The following is a 20,901-nucleotide window of genomic DNA, read 5'->3' as shown; positions in this document are numbered from 1 at the left end:
GAGCGGGTGACGGCGATTTCGGCGCAGGTCACGCCACCCCGGCGGGCGTGCTCAGGGACGATCGCCGGACAAGCCGGGTGGTACCCGCAGCTGGGTCACCCCGGCAGGCGGTAGTCCCGCCGCGTAGGCCAGCACCTCGCAGAACGCCTCCAGGTGCGGCCGCAGATCGGTGGTGACGGGCGTCCACGAGGCGCGTAGTTCCAGCTGATGGGCGCGCGGTGGTCCGGCGATGTCGCCGTAGCGCACCGAGCTGGTCGAGGTCACCGTGCCGCCCAGCGCGGTGAACGGCTCGGTCCGTGACTCCAGCGCGTCCACCAGCCAGCTCCACGCCACTTCTGGTAGCAGGGGGTCGGTGGCGAGGGCGGCGTCGATGTCGGCCTGGATGTAGGCGACCAGACGGAGGGTGCCGTGCCAGGTGTCGTCGCCGTCCGGATCGTGCAGCAGGATCAATCTGCCGAACGCGTCGCCTTCGGAATCGATCGGCACGACAGGGGTTTCCGGATGGGCGACCTCGGCGCCGATGGCGTAGGAGTACGGTGCGAGCCGTTGCGGCGGCCGGATGGGCGCGAGCTCGATCCGAGGGTGCACGGTTGCGGTGCCCATCGCCTCGACCGCGGCGCGAAATCGAGCTGGTTCGCCATGAGGTCCTTCGGTCGGTGCGGCGCCGTCGCGGAAGTCGAGCGGTGTCACGACTGCTGACGGTAGACCTTGCGCCCCCCGTGCAGTCGGAGGCGCGCCGCTACGGGCCGGGCGGCGTCTGCGCGGTCATCGCTGCCGCCTCCGCGTCCGCCCCTCCTGCCGGGCCCGCATACGATAGCCGTGATGAGCACTCATACCCGCCGCCGGTTGACCGATGCCCCGTTCCTGGCCGCCGCTACCGGCGCGACGCCGAGCAGGCGTCCGGTGTGGTTCATGCGCCAAGCCGGACGCTCGCTGCCCGAGTACCGCGAGGTGCGCGCGGGTGTCGGGATGCTCGAGTCCTGCTTCGATCCGGAGCTGGTGTGCGAGATCACCCTCCAGCCGATCCGCAGGCACCGGGTCGACGCGGCGATCTTGTTCTCCGACATCGTCGTTCCGCTCAAAGCGGCGGGGATCGATCTGGACATCGTGCCAGGCGTGGGCCCGGTGGTCGCCGCGCCCGTGCGGACGGTCGACGACGTGCGCGCACTGCCCCGGTTGCGCCCCGAGGAGGTCGGGGCGGTCACCGACGGCGTGCGCCTGCTGGTCGACGCGCTGGGGGAGACGCCGCTGATCGGGTTCGCGGGCGCGCCGTTCACCCTGGCCTCCTACCTGGTCGAGGGCGGCCCGAGCAAGAACCACGAGCGCACCAAGGCGATGATGTACGCCGACCCGCAGACCTGGCACGTGCTGCTCGGCGTGCTCACCGACATCACCATCGCGTTCCTGCAGGCTCAGCTGGGGGCCGGCGTGGACGCGGTGCAGTTGTTCGACTCCTGGGCGGGCGCGCTCTCGCTGGCCGACTACCGCAATTTCGTGCTACCGCATTCGGAGCGTGTGTTCGCGGAGATCGCGGATGCGGGGGTGCCGCGCATCCACTTCGGGGTAGGGACGGGCGAGCTGCTCGGCGCCATGGGCGAGGCGGGCGCCGACGTGGTCGGTGTCGATTGGCGGGTGCCGCTGACCGAGGCCGTCCGTCGCGTCGGGCCCGGAAAGGCGTTGCAAGGCAACCTCGATCCCGCCGTCCTGTTCGCGGGCCCCGCCGCAGTCGAGGCGCAGGCCCGGCGGATCGCGCGCGAAGCGGACGAGGCGATCACACTCGGCGCCACCGGGCACATCTTCAACCTGGGCCACGGGGTGCTGCCGGAAACCGATCCCGGCGTGCTGACCGCCTTGGTGGAGCTCGTGCACGAGCTATAGGGGAAGGCGAAGCGGGGAACCCCCCGGCATCGGGAACAGCCGGTTCGCAGTGGCCGGTTCCATCCGGTCCGGGTGGAAGCTGCGGGCGGCACGGCAGCTGTCGCCGTTGGCACGATGTGTCCCGGGTCATCGTTCGCCGACCGTCGGACTGTCGCCGTGGCGGTACGCGATACGGTCGAGGCATGCGTATCGCGGTGGTCGGCGGTGGGATCAGCGGACTGGTGGCCGCGTATCGATTGCGGACGTTGCTCGGGCCGGATGCCGACCTCGTCGTGCTCGATCGCGCCGAACGGGTAGGTGGCATCCTCTACACCGGTGAACTGGCCGGAGAGCCATTGGATCTCGGCGCGGAAGCGTTTGTCGGCCGACGGCCGGAGGTACCCGCGATGCTGCGGGAACTCGGGCTCGAGTCGCAGTTGGTGACGCCTGCCGGCCTGCGGCCGCTGGTGTGGTCCTCCGGAGCCACCCATCCGCTTCCGGAGGGCACGTTGATGGGCGTTCCGTCGAACGCCGAGTCGATGCGCGATCTGGTCGACGCCGAGACGCTGCGGCGGATTGCCGCCGAACCCGACCGGCCGCTGGCCTGGGAGCCGGGCTCCGATATCGACGTCTACCATCTGGTCGCCGATCGCTTCGGCGCACAAGTCGCCGAGCGCAGCGTGGACCCCCTGCTCGGGGGCGTGTACGCGGGAAGCTCCCGATCCATCGGTGTCCGTGCCGCGCTGCCCACCCTCGCCGCCGCGCTGGACAACGGCGCGACCAGCCTCACCGCCGCCGTCGGCGCCGCGCTGCCACCGCCTTCGAACGCACCGGTCTTCGGTGCCATCCGCGACGGGTACCGGGTGCTGCTCGAGGCACTCGCCGAACGCTCCGAGGCGAGGTTTGTCACCGCGACCCCGGGAACGCGTCTGGCCAGGGGGCTGCGCGGTTGGGTGGTCGACCCGATCGGCGCCGTCGACGCGGTGGTGCTCGCTACCCCCGCGCCGGTGACCGCGCGCCTGCTGAAGACCGTCGCCCCCGCCGCCGCGGCGGAACTGGCGGGCGTCGAACTCTCCTCGTCGGCGGTGGTCGCGCTGGCGCTGCCCCGCGAGACCGCGCTGCCGCGGAACTCCGGCATCCTGGTGGCCACCGGAGAGCCGCTGCGTGCGAAGGCGTTCACCCTGTCCAGCCGCAAATGGACGCATCTCGCGCGGCGCGAAACGGCCCTCGTTCGCGTCTCGTTCGGCAAATTCGGGGACGACTCCCCGCTGTCGTGGCCCGACGCGGAACTCGTCGCGGCCGCCACCGAGGACCTGGCTACCGTTACCGGGGCGGCCATCGAGCCGATGGAGGCTGTCGTGCAGCGCTGGCCGGGGGGCCTCGCCCAGTACGCGCCCGGCCATCCGGCCCGCATCGCGGCCGTCGAAGCCGAGGTCGCGGCGCTCGACGGGCTGGCGGTCGCGGGCGCGTACCTGCACGGCGTCGGGGTGCCCGCGTGCGTCGCCTCCGGCACGGCCGCCGCGCAGCGGATCGCGGCGACGATCGGTGCGGACAGCGCACGCTGAGCGGACCCGGGGTCGCGCCCGCTCGTGCACGCCGGGGCAGCGCGATACCGCCGATGCGATTCTCCGCTTTCCCGGGCCTGCTCTGCAATTCCCGCTGAAAATGCGCACGAATCGGCGTAATTAAGAACACTCCGCCGGTATGCCGCATCGGGGGAATTCGCCGGTAGCGTGATCATCATGCAGCTCTCGCACTTCACCGATATCGGTTTGCGCACCATCATGCGGCTGGCGGTCGAGGACGAGAAGAATTCCCGAATCACCACCAAACTCATCGCGCGGCAGGTGGGCGCGTCGGAAAAGCATGTGGCCAAGGCGGTTTCCCGGCTGGTCGAGCTCGGTCTGGTGCAGGCGTACCGCGGACGATCCGGCGGACTCTTCATCACCGCAGCCGGGCGCGCCGCGTCGGTCGGTGAGCTGATCCGGGAATTGGAAGGCGACCGCGACGTAGTGGAGTGCGGCCAACCGAATCCGTGTCCATTACTCGGCGCGTGCCGGTTGCGCCGAATTCTCGGCGACGCGAAGAAAGCTTTCTATGCCGAACTGGACCGCTATTCGATAGAGGAATTGGTCACCTCGTCGACCGCCGGGTTGCTGCATCTACTCGTCCGCTCCCCAGCGAATGTTTCCCCTGAGATGAAGGAAGTGTCATGAACCTCGACAGCGTTGTCCGTGCCGAACCGGAACTCGAACCGCGGTACGCCGACGTCGTCCGCGCGACCCTCCCGCTCGTGGCGGCGAACATCGACCGCATCACGGCGGTGTTCTACCGCACCATGTTCGATGCCCACCCGCAGCTGCTGCGTGACACGTTCAATCGGGGCAACCAGGCGCAGGGCAGTCAGCAGCGGGCGTTGGCCGCCTCTATCGCCACCTTCGCCACGTATCTGGTGGACCCCGCGCTGCCGCACCCGGCCACCATGCTGTCGCGGATCGCGCACAAGCACGCGTCACTCGGAGTGACTCCGGAGCAGTACCGGATCGTGCACGACAACCTGTTCGCCGCCATCGTGGAAGTGCTCGGCGCCGACGTGGTCGACGAGACGGTCGCCGCGGCCTGGGATCGGGTCTACTGGCTGATGGCCGACACCCTGATCGACCAGGAGAAGGGGCTCTACGCCGAGGCGGGCGTGGATTTCGGCGACGTCTTCCGGGATGTGCGCGTGCTGGCGCGTGACGACGACCCCTCCGGCGTCGCGGTCTTCACGGTCGAATCCGCCGACCCGGCCACCGAGCTGCCGGGCTTCGTTCCGGGACAGTATATTTCGGTCGGCGTGCGCCTACCCGACGGCGCGCGCCAGCTACGTCAGTACAGCCTGGTCGGGAGGCCGCGCGACGGCGCGCTGTCGTTCGCCGTCAAACGGGTCGAGGCGGCGGGCGGGTGCCCGGCGGGCGAGGTCTCCTCGTGGCTGCACAAGCATCTGCGCCCTGGCGACCCACTGCAGATCACTCTCCCGTTCGGCGATGTCGTCGTCGACACCACCGCGACGACGCCGCTGGTGCTGATCTCCGGCGGAATCGGGGTGACCCCGACGGTCGGCATCCTGGAATACCTCGCCGCTCACGCCCCATGGCGCCGCACCCTCATCGTGCACGCGGATCGTGGACCGGGGACCCATCCGCTGCGCGATCGGCTCCGGCAACTCGCTACCAGGCTCGAACAGGCCGATGTCGAAATCTGGTACGAGCAACCGGCTCCCGGCGTGCGGCACGGCAGGGTCGATCTCTCGGCACTGAGCCTGCCCGACGACGCCGACGTCTACGTCTGCGGTCCGCCCATGTTCCTGCGCGATATCGGGCGTCAGCTGCGCGCCGCCGGGATCCCGGAGGCCCGGGTGCACATCGAGCAGTTCACGCCCGGCGACGCGGGCGCTCCGGAGCGAGTGGCACGATAGTGCTATGGCGCGACTCGACTATCAAGCTCTCAACTCCACCATCCGCTACCTGATGTTTTCGGTCTTCCAGGTGCAGCCCGGAGTACTGGGCGAGGACCGCGACGCCGCGACCAAGGAGGCCAAGGCGTTCTTCGACGGTCTCGCCGACCGCGATGTGGTGGTCCGCGGCATCTACGACGTGGCCGGGATGCGCGCCGACGCCGATTTCATGATCTGGACGCACGCCGAGCGGATCGAGGACCTGCAGGCCGTTTACGCCGACTTCCGCCGCACCACCGAGCTGGGCCGGGCGAGCGCGCCGGTCTGGAGCAACGCGGCGCTGCACCGCCCCGCCGAGTTCAACAAGAGCCACATCCCGGCGTTCCTGGCCGGCGAGGAGCCGGGCGCCTACATCTGCGTGTACCCGTTCGTCCGGTCCTACGAGTGGTATCTGCTGCCCGACGAGGAACGCCGCCGGATGCTGGCCGAACACGGCAAGGCCGCGCGCGACTACCCGGACGTGCGGGCCAACACCGTCAGCTCGTTCGCGCTCGGCGACTACGAGTGGATCCTGGCGTTCGAGGCGCCCGAACTGCACCGCATCGTCGATTTGATGCGCGATCTGCGGGCCACCGACGCGCGGCGGCACGTGCGCGAAGAGATCCCGTTCTTCACCGGCCCCCGCGTCGAGGTCGAGGAACTGCTCGCCACTCTGCCCTGACGCCGCACGGGACCGCTTGCCCGAAATTTTCGGGGCATGCGCCGAGCGCTGGAGTTCCGTACGCTGCCGATGAGCGTCGGGCTGTTACTCCGCTGCGCTGTCCGAGGGGTGCAGTCGCAGGGCGATGGAGTTGATGCAGTAGCGCTTATCGGTGGGCGTGTTGTACCCCTCGCCCTCGAACACGTGGCCGAGGTGGCTGTGGCAGTTCGCGCACAGCACTTCGACCCGGTGCATGCCGAGCGAGTCGTCGGACCGGAGAATCACCGCGTCGGATGCCGCCGGATCGAAGAAGGACGGCCAGCCGCAGTGCGAGTCGAACTTCTCCGTGCTGCGGAACAACTGGGTGCCGCAGGCCCGGCACACGTAGACGCCCTCGGTCTTGGTGTCGGTGTACTCGCCGACGAACGGCCGCTCGGTGGCGGCCTCGCGCAGCACCGCATACTCCTCGGGGTCCAGCTTCACTCGCCATTCCTGCGGCGTGAGCTGAATGCGCGGCGCGGGCAGGGACGTCTCGGCTTCGGAGCTCATGGCTCCACGCTAATACGATTCTGCTCCACCGGCGCCGAACCGTTGTGTGGCCTGGGGGTTTCCGCGGCCGGGGCCGAGTCGCCCGCCGGGAAGGGACGCTGCGGCGCCTCGCCGCGCGGGTCCGGCGCGGACCTCATCCACGCGGGATCGATGCCGAACGGCAGCCTGCCCTCCCGCCGTGCGGCCAGATAGCGGTCGCCGAGCACGCAGAACACGACGATGAGCAGCAGACCCCAGCCGAAGGTGATGCGCAGGTACTCCAGGTTGCGGCCGATGTGCTGCCAGCGGTCCGACAGCCACTTGTCGTAGCTCATGAACCCGAAGATCGCCAGCCAGGCCGGCCAATTGCGCAGCACCGAGTTGCGCAGCACCACCGTCATCAGGAACGGGAACAGCATCATCGAGTAGTACATCTGTCCCAGCGAGCTGAGCAGGAACGAGGCGGTCAGCAGCACGCCGGAGGCGGTACAGACGAAGAACAGCTCGTCCTCGCGGCAGTAGCGGTACAGCAGCCACAGCGAGATCAGCACGAGCACGCCGAGCACCACGCGCATACCCCACGTCAGCCACGGCGGCAGCCCGTAGTACTCGCCGTTGCCGACGATCGCGCTGTTGAAATAGTCGCGCGATTCGAAGAGGTAGGGCGCGGTGCGGGTGAGGAACTTCTCCGGATCCTTCGACAGCGGCCAGGCGATCGCGGTCAGCGCCAGCGGCACGCCGAGCGCGGTGACGAAAACCTTCCACTGCCCGCGCACGAGCGCGATCAACAGCAAGGGAGCGAGTGTCGGTTTGACCGCGATACTCAATCCGAGCGCGGCGCCCGCCCAGAGGTCTCGCCGTTTCAGCAGCAGGTGGATGAAGATCAGCTCCGCCAGCAGCACACAGCCGTTGACGTTGGTGAACACGAGTGTGTTGATCACCGTCTCGGACGTGAACATCGCCAGCAGCAGCGCGGGCGCGGCGACCGAGTTCAGGGTGTAGCGGAACAGCCGCAGCAGCAGGTACCAGGCGATGAGGATCGCGATCGCGTTCAGGGCGATGAACAGCCAGCGCGACTTCTCGTAGTCGATGGCCGCGATCGGCGCGATCAGCAGGGTGCCGCTGGGCGGGTACAGGTAATGCGGGTCCACCGAGTCGAAGTTCGCGGTGTATACCGGACGCCCGTTCAAGAAGTCGAGCGACGCCTGGTAGACCGGCCGGTAGTCGTCGGTGATGAAGCCGTTGACAGCCTTGATGAAAACCCGGTTCAGCACGGTCATGACCGCCAGGGGCCAGAGTGCGAACTTGATCACCTCGGCGGTGGTGCGAGCGGTCCGGGGCTCGAGCGGTCGAAGGAACACTGGGGCACGGTACACCGGATCGGTTACCGGCGGTTGGCCGGACCTGCCCGACTCGCCGCCCGATCGGCCGCTCGAGCGGCGCTAGGCCGGGCAGGCGGTACCGTCTGCGGGGAGTTTGCCGTCCTTCAGATAGTCGACGACCGCCCGCTGCGCGCAGCCGGAGTGCGTGGCCACCGGATGGCCGAAGCCCTGCCAGGACAGCGCCGCGTGACGGGCGCCCGCCGCCCCGAGCGCTCCGGTCACCGACGACTGACCACCGTTGCCGACCACCGGGTCGGCGACCCCGCCGAGCACGAGCACCGGGATACCCAGCTTCTCCGGCATGGGTGGTGCGGCAGACACCGGCCAGGCCGCGCACTCCATGAGTCCGATGGCCGCGGCTTTGCCGAAGACGGGGTACTTGCCCGCCCAGGTGCCGGCGAGCTCGGTGGCCTTGTCCGGCGTCGGCGGCAGTTGCGTGTCGGTGCATCGGTTGACGAACTGGCCGTCGCTCGCGATAGCCGCGCTTTCGCGGGTGATCAGAGCCTCCAGCGGGCCCCGGTCGCCGCGTCCGGCCGCGGCGAGCGCGTCGGACAGCTCGGCGACCCGAGTTGCCTGGTCGGCGCGCGGGCTGCCGAGGAAGCCCGACACGGCGGTGAGCACGGCGTTCGCCGAGATATCGCCGAGGCCGCCGGTCGCGGCCCGGTTCACCAGATCGGTGACCGCGGCGCGCGGGTCGGCGCCGAGCGAGCAGCCGACGCCGACGCAGCGCTGCGCGAACGCCGTCAGCGCCGCCTCGGCGCCCTGCACGGCTTGTTCGGCGCGGGTCACGGAGTCGGTGCCGACCGGCTCGGGGGAGTCGAGCGCCAGCCGGGCGAGATGGTCGCCGTATTTGCGGGCGTAGCTGAGCGCGACTTTGGCGCCGTTGCCCGTGCCCAGCAGTGCGATGTGCTCCACCTGCCACTGCCTGCGCAATTGTTCGATGTCGTCGGCGGCGTGCGGTGCGTCGAAGGCGCCCTCGTAGGGCTGAAGGAAGTCGCGGCAGGCGATGGTGCCGTCCTGGCTCAGCTTCGTCATCCGCGCCACCGGGTCGCCCGCGGACTGGGCGTTCTCGGCCAGGCCGCGGCGGATGTCCGCCGGCAGGCAGTCGATCGGCTGCGAGGTGCCGATGCCACGCCGGTCCACCGCGACGATCGGGCGGGCGGCCAGCAGCGCGGACGCCGGGCCCGCGGCCAGACCGGCCAGGGTGGCGGAGGAGGAGCGATCCGAACCGGAGGTGAGCACCAGCGGCGGCGCGTCGGCCGGGGTCTGCGCCAGCCTGGCCCGCAACGCGCCGGCGCGGAAGCTGCCCAGCACCGCGCCGGTCGAGTCGATCGGGGTGGAGTACTCGGCGCAGTCGAGCACCAGCCCTGCGGGCGCCGGGCCGAGCCCGAGCTGATCGAGGGTCGGCTGCGTGCATTCACGCCAGCTGAGGTCGGTCTTGGGCAACTCGGCGCTCGGCGGCGGCGCGGGTGCGGAGGAGGTCGTCGCGGTGCCGGCGACGGGTGGGCGCTGCACCGCGACACCGGGACGATCCGACGGTCCCGCGCCGCAACCGGCGGTCACGATCGAGAGGGTGGCGGCAAGCACGGCGGCCCGAGTCCAGCGCATTGCTACAGCCTGCCAGGTTCGGGCGGTTCTTTCATCGACGGGCCCACCGGGTGAGCATCGTGCCGTCGTCGTCCAGCAGCACATGCGCGCGCGTCATGCGGACGCGGAACTCGTGCGCGGACAGCGAGATTCGCCGCGCCGCGCCGCCGACCAGCAGCGGTGCGGTGGTCAGGCAGAGTTCGTCGACCACGTCGGCCTCCAGCAACTCGCCGAACAGGTGCGGGCCGCCCTCGGTGAGCACGCGCAGCAGGCCGCGCTCGGTGAGTACCCGCAGCAGGCCGCCCGGCGTCACCGCGATGTCACCCGCTTCGATCACCTCGGCACCCGCCTCCGCCAAGCGCTGTTTGCGGTCGGCGGGTGCGGTGACCGTCGTGATGATCAGTGGCGGCACCTGGGTATCGGTGAACAGGCGCGCGCCTGGGTCGAGCGCCGCGCTCGCCGTGACCACCGCGATCGGCGGCGGGGCGCCGTCGGGATGGCCCCCGATGCCGCGCTCGTGGAACGCGCGCCTGCGCGCCGGATCGGTGCGCGCCCCGCCGTAGTTCTCCGCGCGCGCCGTGCCCGCGCCCACCACGATCACCTCCGCCAGTTCCCGCAGCAACATGAACACCGTCCGGTCGGCCGGCGTGCCCAGTCCTTCGGTGAGGTTCCCGCTGGTCGCGGCGCCGTCGATGCTGGAGACGAAATTGGCCCTGACCAAAGGCGCGTCGAGCGCGGCGGGGAAGGCGTACAACTGCGCGAGGTCGTCGGGGCTGAGTCCTGTGAGCTGGATCGCATTCTGGCTACGCTGCATGAGACCAGATCACACCACGTCTCTAGGCTTCGTCCATGCAAGAACGCCTCGTCGATCGTCACCCGGAGGTCCCGGCCGATCAGCTCGTCGCCCAGATGGTGCCTCCGCCCATGTTCGACGAGGTGAGCTTCGCCTCCTACATTCCCGACCCGAAGGAACCGAGCCAGACGGAAGCGGTCGGCAAGGCCGAGGACTTCGCCGGGCAGGTCGCCAAGATCAGCAAGGCCGCCAACAAGAAGAGCTTCTTCGGCAAGAAGAAGCCGGTCAGCGGCGCTGGCCTGTATCTGGACGGTGGCTTCGGCGTCGGCAAGACCCACCTGCTGGCCTCGATCTTCCACAGCTCGCCCGCGCCCAAGTCGTTCGGCACGTTCGGTGAGCTCACCAACCTGGTCGGCGCGCTCGGCTTCGCCAACGCCCTCGAGCGCCTGTCGGACAACAGTGTGCTGTGCATCGACGAATTCGAACTCGACGATCCCGGCGACACCATGCTGGTCTCCCGGCTCCTGACCGAACTGTCCGCCGCCGGTGTCTCGATCGCGGCCACGTCGAACACCCTGCCGGGCCAGCTCGGCGAAGGACGTTTCGCCGCACAAGATTTCCTGCGCGAGATCAAGAAGCTGGGCGCCATCTTCGAGGCGGTGCGCGTCGACGGGCCGGACTACCGCCATCGCGACCTGCCGCCCGCCCCGGCGCCCACCGCGCCGGAGGTGCTCGCCGAGCGGGCCGCGAGCACACCGGGTGCCACCCTCGACGAGTTCGACGCGCTGCTGAAGCACCTCGGCACACTGCATCCGTCGAAGTACGGCGCGCTGATCTCCGGAGTGTCGTCGGTGTTCGTCTCCAACGTGCATCCGGTCACCGATCAGGCCGTGGCGCTGCGCATCGTGGTGCTGGCCGACCGGCTCTACGACGCGAGCATCCCGGTGACGGTGTCGGGTGCGAAGCTCGACGAGATCTTCTCCGCCGAGATGCTCGAGGGCGGTTACCGCAAGAAGTACCTGCGCGCCATCTCGCGCTTGCTCGCGCTGTCGCGGTTCGAAGTCGCGGCCTAGCGACCGACCTCGACACTCCGGCGAGACAACGACGGGTGCGAGCCCGCGAACCGATGATTGGAGCAGCCGAATGGCACCTGGTCTCCGTGCCCCGGTCGCGATGGCGGCCGGTCTGGCAGTCGCCTTCGGACCGGTAGCGGGCCTCGCGCAGGCCGAGCCGCCCGCGGCCGTCGTAGCCGATCCCGCCTTACACCTGCAGGGGGTGCAGAACGCCCGCGACATCGGCGGGTACCGCACGGCCGGCGGCCGGATCGTGCGCACCGGTCTGGTGTTTCGCACCGGGCAGTTGAACAACGCGACGCCGGAGGATCTGGCCGCGCTGAGCGATCGCCGTGTGCGCTCCGTCCACGACCTGCGCACGGTCTACGAGCGGGCGCTCGGGCCCGACCGGCTGCCCGCCGGCGCGGCGGCGCATTGGGCCGACGTGATCGGCCAGGCTCCGCCGCAGGTCATCGCCACCACGCTCACCGGAGGCGATGGGCTGTATCGCGCGTTCATCACCGCGCCGGGCGCGAACGAGGCGTTCGCGTCGGTGCTGCGCGACATCACCGGCGGCGACGGGGCGGTGCTGTTCCACTGCACCGCGGGCAAGGATCGCACCGGCTGGACGGCGGCGGTGCTGCTCACCCTGCTCGGTGTGGATCGGGCCACCGTCACCGAGGACTACCTGCTGTCCAACCGGTTCCGCAACGCGAGCCAGGACGATCCGCTCAACGGTGTCCAGGCGTCCTGGCTCGACGCCGCCTTCGACCAGGCGAACCAGACCTATGGCAGTTTCGACGCCTACGTCCGGGACGGGCTGAGGCTCACCGACGGCGATATCGCCGCCTTGCGGGCCCGTCTGCTGGGCTGAGCGGCGTCTCGGCCGAACGCCCACTTCGGCGGTACCGGGCCGCGGCGTGCACTACGATCCCGGCATGGCGAAGTTTGAGACATGGGACGGCCTGGAACTCAATTATCGGGTCTGGGAGGGCGAGGGCGTCCCGGTCGTGCTGCAGCACGGGGTGGTCGCCGACACCAACGCGAACTGGATGAGCACCGGCGTGGTCGCGGCCCTGCAAACCGCCGGGCACACCGTGGTCTCCCTGGACGCGCGCGGCCACGGTCGTTCCGGCAAGCCGCACGACGCGGCGCGGTACTCGTGGCAGGCCATGGCGCGTGACGTGCGCGCGCTCTACGACGAGCTGGGCTTCGAGGAAGTCGTGCAGGTCGGATACTCGATGGGCGGAGTGATCTCGCTGATGGTGGCCGCGACCGACCAGCGGGTGCGGCGGCTGGCCGTCGGCGGCATCGGTTCGGGTGTGCTGGACTGCGGCGGCGTCGACCGCCGCGTGATCGACCTGCCCGACCTGCAGGCCGCGATGACCGGGGACGGCGCGGGCGCATCACCGGCCGCGAAGATGTTCCGGGTGCTGGCCGACGCGGTCGGGGCCGACGTGGACGCCATCCACGCGGTGGCGACGGGTCTCGACGACCGTCCCATCGAGACTCTGGCGGACATCACCGTGCCCGCCCTGGTGCTGGCGGGCGCCGACGACCCGTTCGCCGCCGAACCCGAGCGCCTCGCCGCGGCGCTGCCGAACGGCGCGCTCGCCGTGGTGCCCGGCGATCACCTGATGGCGGTGGTGAACCCCGCGTTCCACACCGCGCTCGTCGATTTCGTGCGCTGAGCCGGCACTAGAAGACCAGCCGCAGCACGTAGTCGCGGTGCACCTGGCTGCCGACGGTGAATGTCCTGGTGCCCACCTCGGTGAAGCCGTGCTTCGCGTAGAAGCGCCGGGCGCGCGCGTTCTCCTGGTTGACGCCCAGCCAGACACCGGGATGCCCCTCGGCGCGCGCCCAGTCCAGCGCGGCCTGCATCAGCGCGGTGGAAACCCCCGTGCCGTGATGGCCGGGCAGCACGTACATCTTGCTGACCTCCACCATCGGTTGCGGCCCGACCGATTCCATCACCGCTGGGTCGGCCGGACCGCCCGTGACCAGCATCGCGTACCCGACGATCTCGTCGTCCGCGACGGCTTTGAGCACGATCCTGGCCGGGTCGTTGAGGTATTCGCCGAAGCGTTCGCCCGACAGCGCTTCACCGACGAAGACGTCGATGTCGTCGGGCGTCGCCTCGGACGGACATGCGAGCGGAAAGGTCGCCGCCGCAACGTCGCTGAGTGCTTCCGCGTCCCACAGCCCGGCCCGGTCGACGATGACTGGGAGGTTGCTCATACCTCCATCAGAGCACAAGACGCCCCGGACGGCTGGGGTTCGGTCGTGCGGCCGGACGCCGGAACGGGCCGCCCGGTGATCACCGGGCCGGGCCCGGAGAGCATTCCGGCGCAAGCGGCGGCATGGGCGCGCCGGAACGGCTGCGGACCCGGCTCCCTCCAGCGGCAGATCGCTTCCGACGTCGCACTGTCGAGCTATCCGTGCCCGGCCGGAGGCGCCGTCGAGTTCCACTCGATCATCGACGGCGGGCACACATGGCCGGGCAACCCGTCCGTGGGGCCGCCTGTGCCGTTGGTCGGCGCCATCACCACGTCGATCAGCGCCGACGAGATCGTGTGGGATTTCTTCCTGGCTCATCCGCTGGAAGGTCCGTGCACCGCTGAGCGCCACGGGGAACCCACCTGTGGCCACCCGGTCGGCACCGGCGATGCCCGGCACGGCTTACTCGGCGCCGAACTCGGTGGGCTGGTCCAGCGTCGCAGGCCGGGGAGCGGTAGGCGCGCTCGAGACGCGCTGGGAGTGGAAGACGCGAGACAGGGCGATCAAGGCGACGGCGAACAGTAGCGGCATCACGAAGCCCGCGCGGTGCCCGGCGCTCGCCGCGACCGCGCCGACCGCGCCGCCGCCCAACAGGGTCCCCGCATAGTTGAACAGGTTGAGACGCGCGATCAACGCGTCGAGTTCCCGTCCCGTCGTCAATTGCCCGGCCGCGCTGAAGCACAAGGGCGCGATCACGGGCAGCCCGGCGCCCGCGATGAGGAAGCCCGCGATCGCGACGGCCGGACTCGGCGCGCCCACCACGAGCGCCAGACCGAAAACCCCCATGCCCGCCGCGGTCCGCACCACCTTGCGCGGGCCGAAACGGCGCACCAGCGCATCGCCTGCGGCCCTGGCGACCAGCGACGTCCCCTGATACGCCGCGAAGGCGAGTGCCGCGGTCGCCGATCCGGCGAGCAGGTCGTCGGTGAGATACAGGGCCGACCAGTTGCCCACCGCCAGATCGACGGCGAAGACGAACGCCGCCGCGATCCCGAGCGCGAGATACGCGCGCAGCGCGACGGGCGGACCGGGTGCGGCGGTCTCGATGGGACCGGTCTCCGCGTCCCGGGCGCCGAGCAGCCCCGGCCCAAGGGCCCAGCCGAGCATCAGCACGATCGCCGCGGCCACGAGCAGCGATTGGCGCAGCGTCACCTCCAGCGCCTCGCACCCCGAGACGAACAGCGCCCCGCCAATGGTTCCGGCGCTCCACGCGGCGTAGAACGACGATAGGATGAACGTCCCGTACCCGTGCTGGATGAACACCGCCTGCATGTTGGTGCCCGCGTCGACGATCCCCACCGCGATCCCGTAGCAGCCGAGCGCTGCCACCAGCAGCGCCGTGTTCGGCGCGAACGCCGCCGCCGAGCCGGTGACGGTCACGAGCAGCAGCCCGATCCGTACCGCCGCGCGGCTGGACCAGCGCAGCGCCAGCCGCTCCGCCAGCACGCTGCCGCCACCCGCCAGTAACGAGATCAGCACCACCGAGACGGCGATCACTCCGTCCGAAAGGCCGAAGTGCTCCTTCTGCTGCGGCAATTCGGTCAGCACCACGGCGAGGAAGAAGCCCTGCGAACCGAACGCGAACGAGTTCGCGATCCGGGCGCGCCGCAGGACGGGCGCGATCGAACTCATGGGCGCAGGGTAGCCGGGCAGTGGCGGCGGCGCGCGGCGACCCGGCCGGGGCGATCGGCCAGGGTGATCGGACGGCACGTCCGGGCGCGTGGCCTGGCCGACACCGGTGATCGGTGTCACTATCGAAGGGCCGCAACAACACTCGCGAACCGAGGGGGAACCGACCGGATGAGAGAGCTGCCCGCGGACTTCTTCCACACGCCGCACGCCTTCTACCAGCAGTTGCGCGCCGAGGGGCCGGTGCACCGGATCCGCTTGCGTACCGGCGTTCGGGCCTGGTTGGTGGTCGACTACGACGCCGCCAAGCAGGTGCTGCGCCATCCCGACGTCCGCAAGGACCCGCGCACGTCGGTAGGCGCCCACGCCCGGACATCAGCCGCGGGCGACAGCGGCGTGACCGCTGTCAACCAGCGCCTGAGCCACCATCTGCTCAACGCCGACCCGCCGAGGCACTCGCGGCTGCGCAAACTCGTCACCCCGGCGTTCGCACCCGCGCGAACAGAGGCCCTCGCAGCACGGGTCGTGGCGATCGCGGAGGATTTGCTCGACGCGATGGATCGCACCGTGGGCGCCGGGCCCGTCGACCTGCTCGCGGAGTACGCCTTCCCGCTGCCCATCACGGTGATCTGCGAACTGCTCGGCGTGCCGGTCGAGGACCGCGCGCGGTTCCGGGAGTGGTCGGCGGCCGTGGTCGACAGTCCCATGTCCACCCCGGAGCGTATGCGCACCGCGACCGACGCCATCGTCGACTACTTCGATGGGCTGATCGCCCGGCGGCGCGCGGAGGGGCCGGGCGAGGACCTGATCTCGCAGCTGCTGCCGGCCACCGAGGAGGGGGACCGGCTCAGCCACGACGAGCTGATCTCCATGGCCTTCCTGATCCTGGTCGCCGGTCACGAGACCACGGTCAACCTGATCGGCAACAGCGTGCTGGAACTTCTGGCCGATCCGTCCCGCTATCAGGCCCTGCGCGAGGACCCCGCGGGCGTCGCACCGCTGGTGGAGGAGATGCTGCGCTACAACGGACCGGTCAATGTGGCGACCCTGCGGTACACCACCGCGCCGGTGCGGCTGGGCGGCGGCGTCATCCCGGCGGGGGAGCTGGTGCTGGTCTCGGTGGCAGCGGCCAATCACGACGAACAGCACTTCACCGCGCCCGCGGCATTCGACCCGGACCGCGGCGCGAACGGTCACCTGGCCTTCGGCCACGGCATCCACTACTGCCTCGGGGCGGGTCTGGCCCGGCTCGAGGCCCGCGTCGCGCTGACCAGTCTGGTGCGGCGCTATCCGCTGCTGCGGCCCGCCTTCGACGACGTGGACCTGCGGTGGCGGGAGAGCATCCTGATCCGCGGGCTGCTCGAGCTTCCCGTCGTTGCGGTGAGTGCGCCCGCAGTACGTTGAAGAGCGGATTCGGTCGACCGACTTTGCTGCGCGCCGCAGGCGACGTAGTCTCCTGCGCATGACAAGCGGAAGCCGCATCGGGATCGTCGGTGCGGGTATCGCAGGTCTCGCCTGCGCGAAAGTGCTGAAACAGGAGGGTTTTCCGGTCGAGATTTTCGACCGCGCACCCGATATCGGTGGCGTGTGGAGCGCGACCCGGCGATACCCGGGACTGCAAACGCAGAACTCCAAGGACACGTATCACTTCTCCGACTTCCCCATGCCCGCCGACTACCCGCGGGTCCTCGACGGGCCGCACATGCAGGCCTATCTGGCCGCCTACGCCGAGCGCTTCGGGCTGACCGAGCACCTGCGTTTGCGCACCGAGGTGGTTGCCGCGGATCCGGTGGACAGCGGCTGGTTGCTGGAGATTCGCGACGAGAGTGGAATCCATCGGGCCTCGTGCGACCACCTGGTGATCGCCAACGGCATCTTCAGTGACCCGGCGATGCCGGAGTATCGCGGCGCGGACTGGTTCCGCGCGGCGGGCGGGCGCCTGTGCCACTCCTCGGAGTTCACCGATCTGGAGTCGGTGCGCGGCAAGTCGGTCGTCGTGGTGGGTTACGGCAAGTCCGCCTGCGACATCGCCACCGCGGTGAGCGAGGTCGCGGCGTCCACCTCGGTGGTGGCCCGGCGGCTGCTGTGGAAGATGCCGCGCAAGCTGGCCAGGGTGATCGACTACGAACGGCTGATGTTGACCCGCTTCGGCGAGGCGCACTTCCACTACCTGCGGCCGCGCTGGATGGACCGGTTTCTGGACGGACCGGGGGAATCGGTGCGGATCAGCAACTTCGACCTGATCCAGGAACTGGTCACCAAGCACTCCCACCTGCGTGAACTCGGTCTGGTGCCCGGCGGGCGGTTCGAGGAGATCGCCGACAGCGCCGTCAGCCTGGTGAGCGAGGGCTTCTACGAACAGGTGGCCAACGGACGCATCACGGTGCACCGGGACACGACGATCACCGAGATGGGCGGCGGTCCGAAGGCGGCGCCTGGGGTCCGGCTGTCCACCGGGCAGGTGCTGCAGGCCGACGTCGTGATCTGCGCGACCGGATTCCAGCAGCGCGTACCCTTCCTCACGCCGTACATCCAGCGCAGGCTCACCGATGAGCACGGCAACTTCCGCCTGCACCGCCAGATCCTGCCGCTCGAGGTTCCGAACCTGACCTTCGCCGGATACAACTCGTCGGTCATCAGCACGCTGAACGCCGAGGTAGCCGCGCACTGGACCGCCGCACTGCTCACCGGCAGGCTCGATCTGCCGCCCGCCGAGAAACTCGACGAGCAGATCGACGCCCGCCTGCGCTGGATGGAGGAACGCACGCCCGGCCACCACGCACACGGCACGGCTGTCATCCCGTTCTCCATCCAGAACATCGACGAGATGCTCGGCGACCTGAAGTTCCGCCTGCCCCTGCACACGCGTCTGGCGCAGGTGTTCCGCCGGATCAAGCCGGAGTCCTACCGGGGGCTGGCCACTCGCCGCAAGCCGGGGCGAGGACCGGTGGCACCGCCGCCCGCCCCGATCGAGGCGGAACTGCTTCCCTACGAGGGCGGCGGCGGCCGGGTCAGCCACTAGACCTCCGTGCCTGCCCTGGCAGGCGGCGATCCGACCTCTGGTGGGGCGCGGAGTGAGAATCGGTCGATCCGGTGCGCCGGTTCCGGTTCTATCGTGCGAGGTGGTAGGTCGCGGGCAGTTCGGCGCTCTGCGCCCTGCGACTTCTGGACGGTCATCGGTCAGCGAAATGGTGTGTGCGCACAATTGCATCGACTGCCGAACTCGGGTGGCGATCGGCGAGATCGTGCCGAGGCATCCGGCTGGTGTGCGGGGCCGGTGAGAGTCGCCGTTTCCGGCGTCGTCGCCCGAGCGGCCCAGAGCCGACGTGCGTAGGGCATATCCGGAGGTCATCGGGCACATGAACACGAGAGACGGCGTTATGGCCTGCTCGATCGTGGGCAGTTTCGTCGACGACTGTCCGGAGTTGCCGCCGGGGTGCGACTCGCCCCCGCTTGTCGCCCGCGCAATACCGGGGCACGCTGTTTGCGTTGGCGATAATCCAAGGGTGGAAGCGCTGGACATGAATCTTCTCGTGGCCCTGGACGCACTGCTGGATACCCATAGCGTCACCCTGGCCGCGCAGCGCCTACACACCTCGCCGCCCGCGATGAGCCGGACGCTGGCCAGATTGCGCGGCGTGCTCGGCGACCCCTTGCTCGTACGCGCGGGTCGCAATCTGGTGCCGACACCACGGGCACTGGAATTGCGTTACGAGGTCAGCACGCTGGTCGAGCAGGGACGCGCGCTGCTGACACCGCGCGACGACCTCGACCCGGCGGCGCTGCGCCGGACATTCGCCGTGCAGGCGGGCGACATGGTGCTCACCGAACTGGCCGGGCCCCTGCTGTCGGCGGTGCGCGCCCAGGCGCCCGGCGTCACGCTGCGCTTCCTGTCCGACACCCTGGAGGGCACCGCCGCGTTGCGCGACGGACGGGTCGATCTCGAAGTCGGAGTGATCGACCACACCGACCCCGAGACCACCGTGCGCAGAGTGCTCACCGACCGCGTGATCGGCGTCGCCGCCGCCGACCATCCCTTGGTCACCGATCGCGTCACCGTCGCCGCGTACGCGGCCGCACCGCATCTGAGCATCTCGCGCAACGGACGTTCACACGGCCCGATCGACGACCGTCTCGCCCTGCACGGCCGCACCCGGCGGGTGGTGGCCACCGTGCCGACGCTGACCAGCGCGCTGTTCGCGGTGCGCGGCACCGACCTGGTCTGCTCCGCGCCCGCCATGTTGAGCGCCGCCACGCTACCGGCGATCGGATTGGGCGCGTTCGAGATACCGCTGCCACTGCCGGAGGCCGCGATCGGGATGGCGTGGCATCCGCGCAACACCGCCGACGGAGGGCATCGCTGGCTGCGCGATCTCGTCCAGGAGATCCTGCTGCGTTCGGCGGGCGCGGCGCGTCCGCCGAAGCGGCGGCGCGCCAGAGTGGCTCAGGACACCGGCGGCGGGCTGGAGAGCCGGTAGTCGGCAGGCCTGCGCTGCGCTTCGGTGCGCTCGGAGGGATAGCCGTTCGAGGTCGAGTCGAAGAGGTCGGAGCGCCCCAGCGGGGCCGCGGCCGTGCGCTTGAGTTCGTCCAGCATGGCTTGCAGCTTGTCCACGTGGGTGTTCTCGACCGCTGTCCGGTCGTCCTCACCGGCGCGGTGCGCACCGGTGAGTCCGGTGCCCGGTGTCGCCCCGTTCTCCGATCCGCTGTGGCGCGTGCTCGGGGTGGGCGCGACGATGCTCTCGTACGCGGCATTCTCGCCGGGGGAGTACGCGGCCGTCGAGGTGGCGGGTTCGTGCGTCTCCCGCTGACCGGTACTCGGATCGCGCGGCGCTGGCGGAGTGAATGCAGCCACGGGTTCCCGCGGTGTCGGTGTGGTGAAAGCAGGCTCACGCGAGGGCGGGGCGGTGAAGTTCGACGCCGGTTCGCGGGGCGCGGTGAAGCTCAGGGCGGGGGTCGGATCCAGCGCGGTGGGCGTGGGCTCGCGCGGCGGTGTGAAACCTGTCTGTGCGGCGGAATTCGGTTCGGCCGCCGCATGCACCGGCTCCCGGGGCGTGCTCTGTGGTCGCGCGCCGTTGCGGGAAACGGCCGCTTCGCCGGCATCGCTGTTTCGCGCCACGGGTTCGGCGCCGCCGTGCTCCGCCTTGCGTGCGTTCGCCCGCCCCGCGGCCGCCCGGGGAAGCGAGCCTGCCGGGCGCTGCGCTGCCGCCGTCCGATCCTCCGGGGCCGGGTCGTCGCCGGATTCCAGGCGCTGCATCCTGGCGTCGAGACCCGAGATATCCTGTCCGGCACGGAAAGCCCACGCCTCGAGCTTCGCCAACCGACCCTCGGCGGTCGGTTCGCTCACCACGGTCTGCGCGCCATCGATCCGGGCCGCCACCGCGTCCAGCTTGTCGCTGACCTCTCGGAGAGCCGACGCGATACTCGACAACATCGCGCCGATCGACTCGCCGGTCTGCTGACCGTGCTCCATCAAGTACCTACTTCCCCGTATCGGCCCAGCTCGCACTCGGCCGGACGATTCTATCCGCCCAGTTGGACATCCGCGGCTCGCGAAGTATCGGCGGCGCGCCGATCCATGACCTGATCGAAGCAGCCTAGGCCCCCGGAATTACCCCCCTGCAGGGGGATTACGCGGCGACCCGGTTTGTCCGGAAACAGGC

The 20,901-nt window shown here is 70.1% G+C and carries 19 protein-coding genes; 11 read left to right on the top strand and 8 right to left on the bottom strand.

Annotated features, from left to right (window positions below; genetic code table 11):
- Positions 1-51: 51 nt before the first annotated feature.
- Positions 52-690: a DUF3000 domain-containing protein gene (locus tag NA8_RS10135; protein WP_084466663.1), complete on the bottom strand. Its 639-nt coding sequence runs from the start codon at positions 688-690 to the stop codon at positions 52-54.
- Positions 691-822: 132 nt separating this feature from the next.
- Between NA8_RS10135 and hemE the strand changes: the two genes are divergently transcribed.
- The 5 genes from hemE to hemQ all read left to right on the top strand — a co-directional run bounded on the left by hemE (position 823) and on the right by hemQ (position 6,014).
- Positions 823-1,878, top strand: a complete 1,056-nt coding sequence (gene hemE, locus NA8_RS10130) for a uroporphyrinogen decarboxylase (protein WP_063050129.1) — start codon at positions 823-825, stop codon at positions 1,876-1,878.
- Between the two features lie 182 nt (positions 1,879-2,060).
- Positions 2,061-3,422 (top strand): protoporphyrinogen oxidase, encoded by a 1,362-nt coding sequence (locus NA8_RS10125; protein ID WP_063050128.1) that lies wholly within the window; start codon positions 2,061-2,063, stop codon positions 3,420-3,422.
- 177 nt (positions 3,423-3,599) lie between these two features.
- Entirely contained in the window at positions 3,600-4,073 is a 474-nt protein-coding gene (locus tag NA8_RS10120) for an RrF2 family transcriptional regulator (RefSeq protein ID WP_063050230.1), read from the top strand.
- Positions 4,070-5,314, top strand: a complete 1,245-nt coding sequence (locus NA8_RS10115; RefSeq protein ID WP_063050127.1) for a globin domain-containing protein — start codon at positions 4,070-4,072, stop codon at positions 5,312-5,314. The genes NA8_RS10120 and NA8_RS10115 overlap by 4 nt, the downstream gene beginning before the upstream one ends.
- Before the next feature lie 4 nt (positions 5,315-5,318).
- The gene (gene hemQ, locus NA8_RS10110; protein ID WP_063050126.1) at positions 5,319-6,014 is read left to right on the top strand and encodes a hydrogen peroxide-dependent heme synthase; all 696 of its coding nucleotides are present in this window, start codon (positions 5,319-5,321) and stop codon (positions 6,012-6,014) included.
- An 84-nt stretch (positions 6,015-6,098) separates the two neighbouring features.
- Here hemQ and msrB read toward each other — a convergent pair whose 3' ends face one another.
- The 4 genes from msrB to NA8_RS10090 form a co-directional block, all read right to left on the bottom strand.
- Positions 6,099-6,542 (bottom strand): peptide-methionine (R)-S-oxide reductase MsrB, encoded by a 444-nt coding sequence (gene msrB / locus NA8_RS10105; protein ID WP_063050125.1) that lies wholly within the window; start codon positions 6,540-6,542, stop codon positions 6,099-6,101.
- Positions 6,539-7,882, bottom strand: coding sequence for a glycosyltransferase family 87 protein (locus tag NA8_RS10100; protein WP_218019434.1), 1,344 nt, complete (start codon positions 7,880-7,882; stop codon positions 6,539-6,541). The genes msrB and NA8_RS10100 overlap by 4 nt, the downstream gene beginning before the upstream one ends.
- 81 nt (positions 7,883-7,963) lie before the next feature.
- Positions 7,964-9,511: an alpha/beta hydrolase gene (locus tag NA8_RS10095; RefSeq protein WP_063050123.1), complete on the bottom strand. Its 1,548-nt coding sequence runs from the start codon at positions 9,509-9,511 to the stop codon at positions 7,964-7,966.
- Between the two features lie 31 nt (positions 9,512-9,542).
- Positions 9,543-10,304 carry a pyrimidine reductase family protein gene (locus NA8_RS10090; protein WP_063050122.1) on the bottom strand — a complete coding sequence of 254 codons (762 nt, stop codon included), beginning with the start codon at positions 10,302-10,304 and terminating at the stop codon, positions 9,543-9,545.
- Positions 10,305-10,339: 35 nt separating this feature from the next.
- Between NA8_RS10090 and zapE the strand changes: the two genes are divergently transcribed.
- The 3 genes from zapE (at position 10,340) to NA8_RS10075 (ending at position 13,026) form a co-directional block, all read left to right on the top strand.
- Positions 10,340-11,356, top strand: a complete 1,017-nt coding sequence (gene zapE, locus NA8_RS10085; RefSeq protein WP_063050121.1) for a cell division protein ZapE — start codon at positions 10,340-10,342, stop codon at positions 11,354-11,356.
- 70 nt (positions 11,357-11,426) lie between these two features.
- On the top strand, positions 11,427-12,209 hold the full coding sequence (locus NA8_RS10080; RefSeq protein ID WP_063050120.1) for a tyrosine-protein phosphatase: 783 nt from the start codon (positions 11,427-11,429) through the stop codon (positions 12,207-12,209).
- Positions 12,210-12,273: 64 nt separating this feature from the next.
- Complete coding sequence (locus NA8_RS10075; protein WP_063050229.1) at positions 12,274-13,026, top strand: alpha/beta fold hydrolase; 753 nt, start codon at positions 12,274-12,276, stop codon at positions 13,024-13,026.
- Positions 13,027-13,033: 7 nt separating this feature from the next.
- On the opposite strand, the gene NA8_RS10070 is transcribed toward NA8_RS10075, so the two are convergent.
- Together NA8_RS10070 and NA8_RS10065 are read right to left on the bottom strand one after the other, a co-directional pair.
- Positions 13,034-13,573 (bottom strand): GNAT family N-acetyltransferase, encoded by a 540-nt coding sequence (locus NA8_RS10070; RefSeq protein WP_063050119.1) that lies wholly within the window; start codon positions 13,571-13,573, stop codon positions 13,034-13,036.
- 441 nt (positions 13,574-14,014) lie between these two features.
- On the bottom strand, positions 14,015-15,244 hold the full coding sequence (locus NA8_RS10065; protein ID WP_063050228.1) for an MFS transporter: 1,230 nt from the start codon (positions 15,242-15,244) through the stop codon (positions 14,015-14,017).
- A 168-nt stretch (positions 15,245-15,412) separates the two neighbouring features.
- Here NA8_RS10065 and NA8_RS10060 point away from each other — a divergent pair, with 168 nt between their 5' ends.
- From NA8_RS10060 to NA8_RS10050, 3 genes are all read left to right on the top strand, one after another.
- Positions 15,413-16,645 carry a cytochrome P450 family protein gene (locus NA8_RS10060; protein WP_063050118.1) on the top strand — a complete coding sequence of 411 codons (1,233 nt, stop codon included), beginning with the start codon at positions 15,413-15,415 and terminating at the stop codon, positions 16,643-16,645.
- Positions 16,646-16,703: 58 nt separating this feature from the next.
- Positions 16,704-18,263 (top strand): flavin-containing monooxygenase, encoded by a 1,560-nt coding sequence (locus NA8_RS10055; RefSeq protein WP_084466662.1) that lies wholly within the window; start codon positions 16,704-16,706, stop codon positions 18,261-18,263.
- Between the two features lie 484 nt (positions 18,264-18,747).
- A complete protein-coding gene (locus NA8_RS10050; RefSeq protein ID WP_174550061.1) occupies positions 18,748-19,719 on the top strand; it encodes a LysR family transcriptional regulator in 972 nt (323 codons plus the stop codon).
- Here the strand turns inward: NA8_RS10050 and NA8_RS10045 are convergent.
- Positions 19,686-20,711, bottom strand: a complete 1,026-nt coding sequence (locus NA8_RS10045; RefSeq protein ID WP_063050117.1) for a hypothetical protein — start codon at positions 20,709-20,711, stop codon at positions 19,686-19,688. The two genes, NA8_RS10050 and NA8_RS10045, sit on opposite strands and share 34 nt — an antisense overlap.
- Positions 20,712-20,901: the final 190 nt, after the last annotated feature.

Origin of the sequence: Nocardia arthritidis NBRC 100137 (assembly GCF_001612765.1) — a bacterium.
GTDB lineage: Bacteria > Actinomycetota > Actinomycetes > Mycobacteriales > Mycobacteriaceae > Nocardia > Nocardia arthritidis.
The sequence above is the reverse complement of the archived record's forward strand: the minus strand, read 5'-3'. Positions and strand labels throughout refer to the sequence as shown.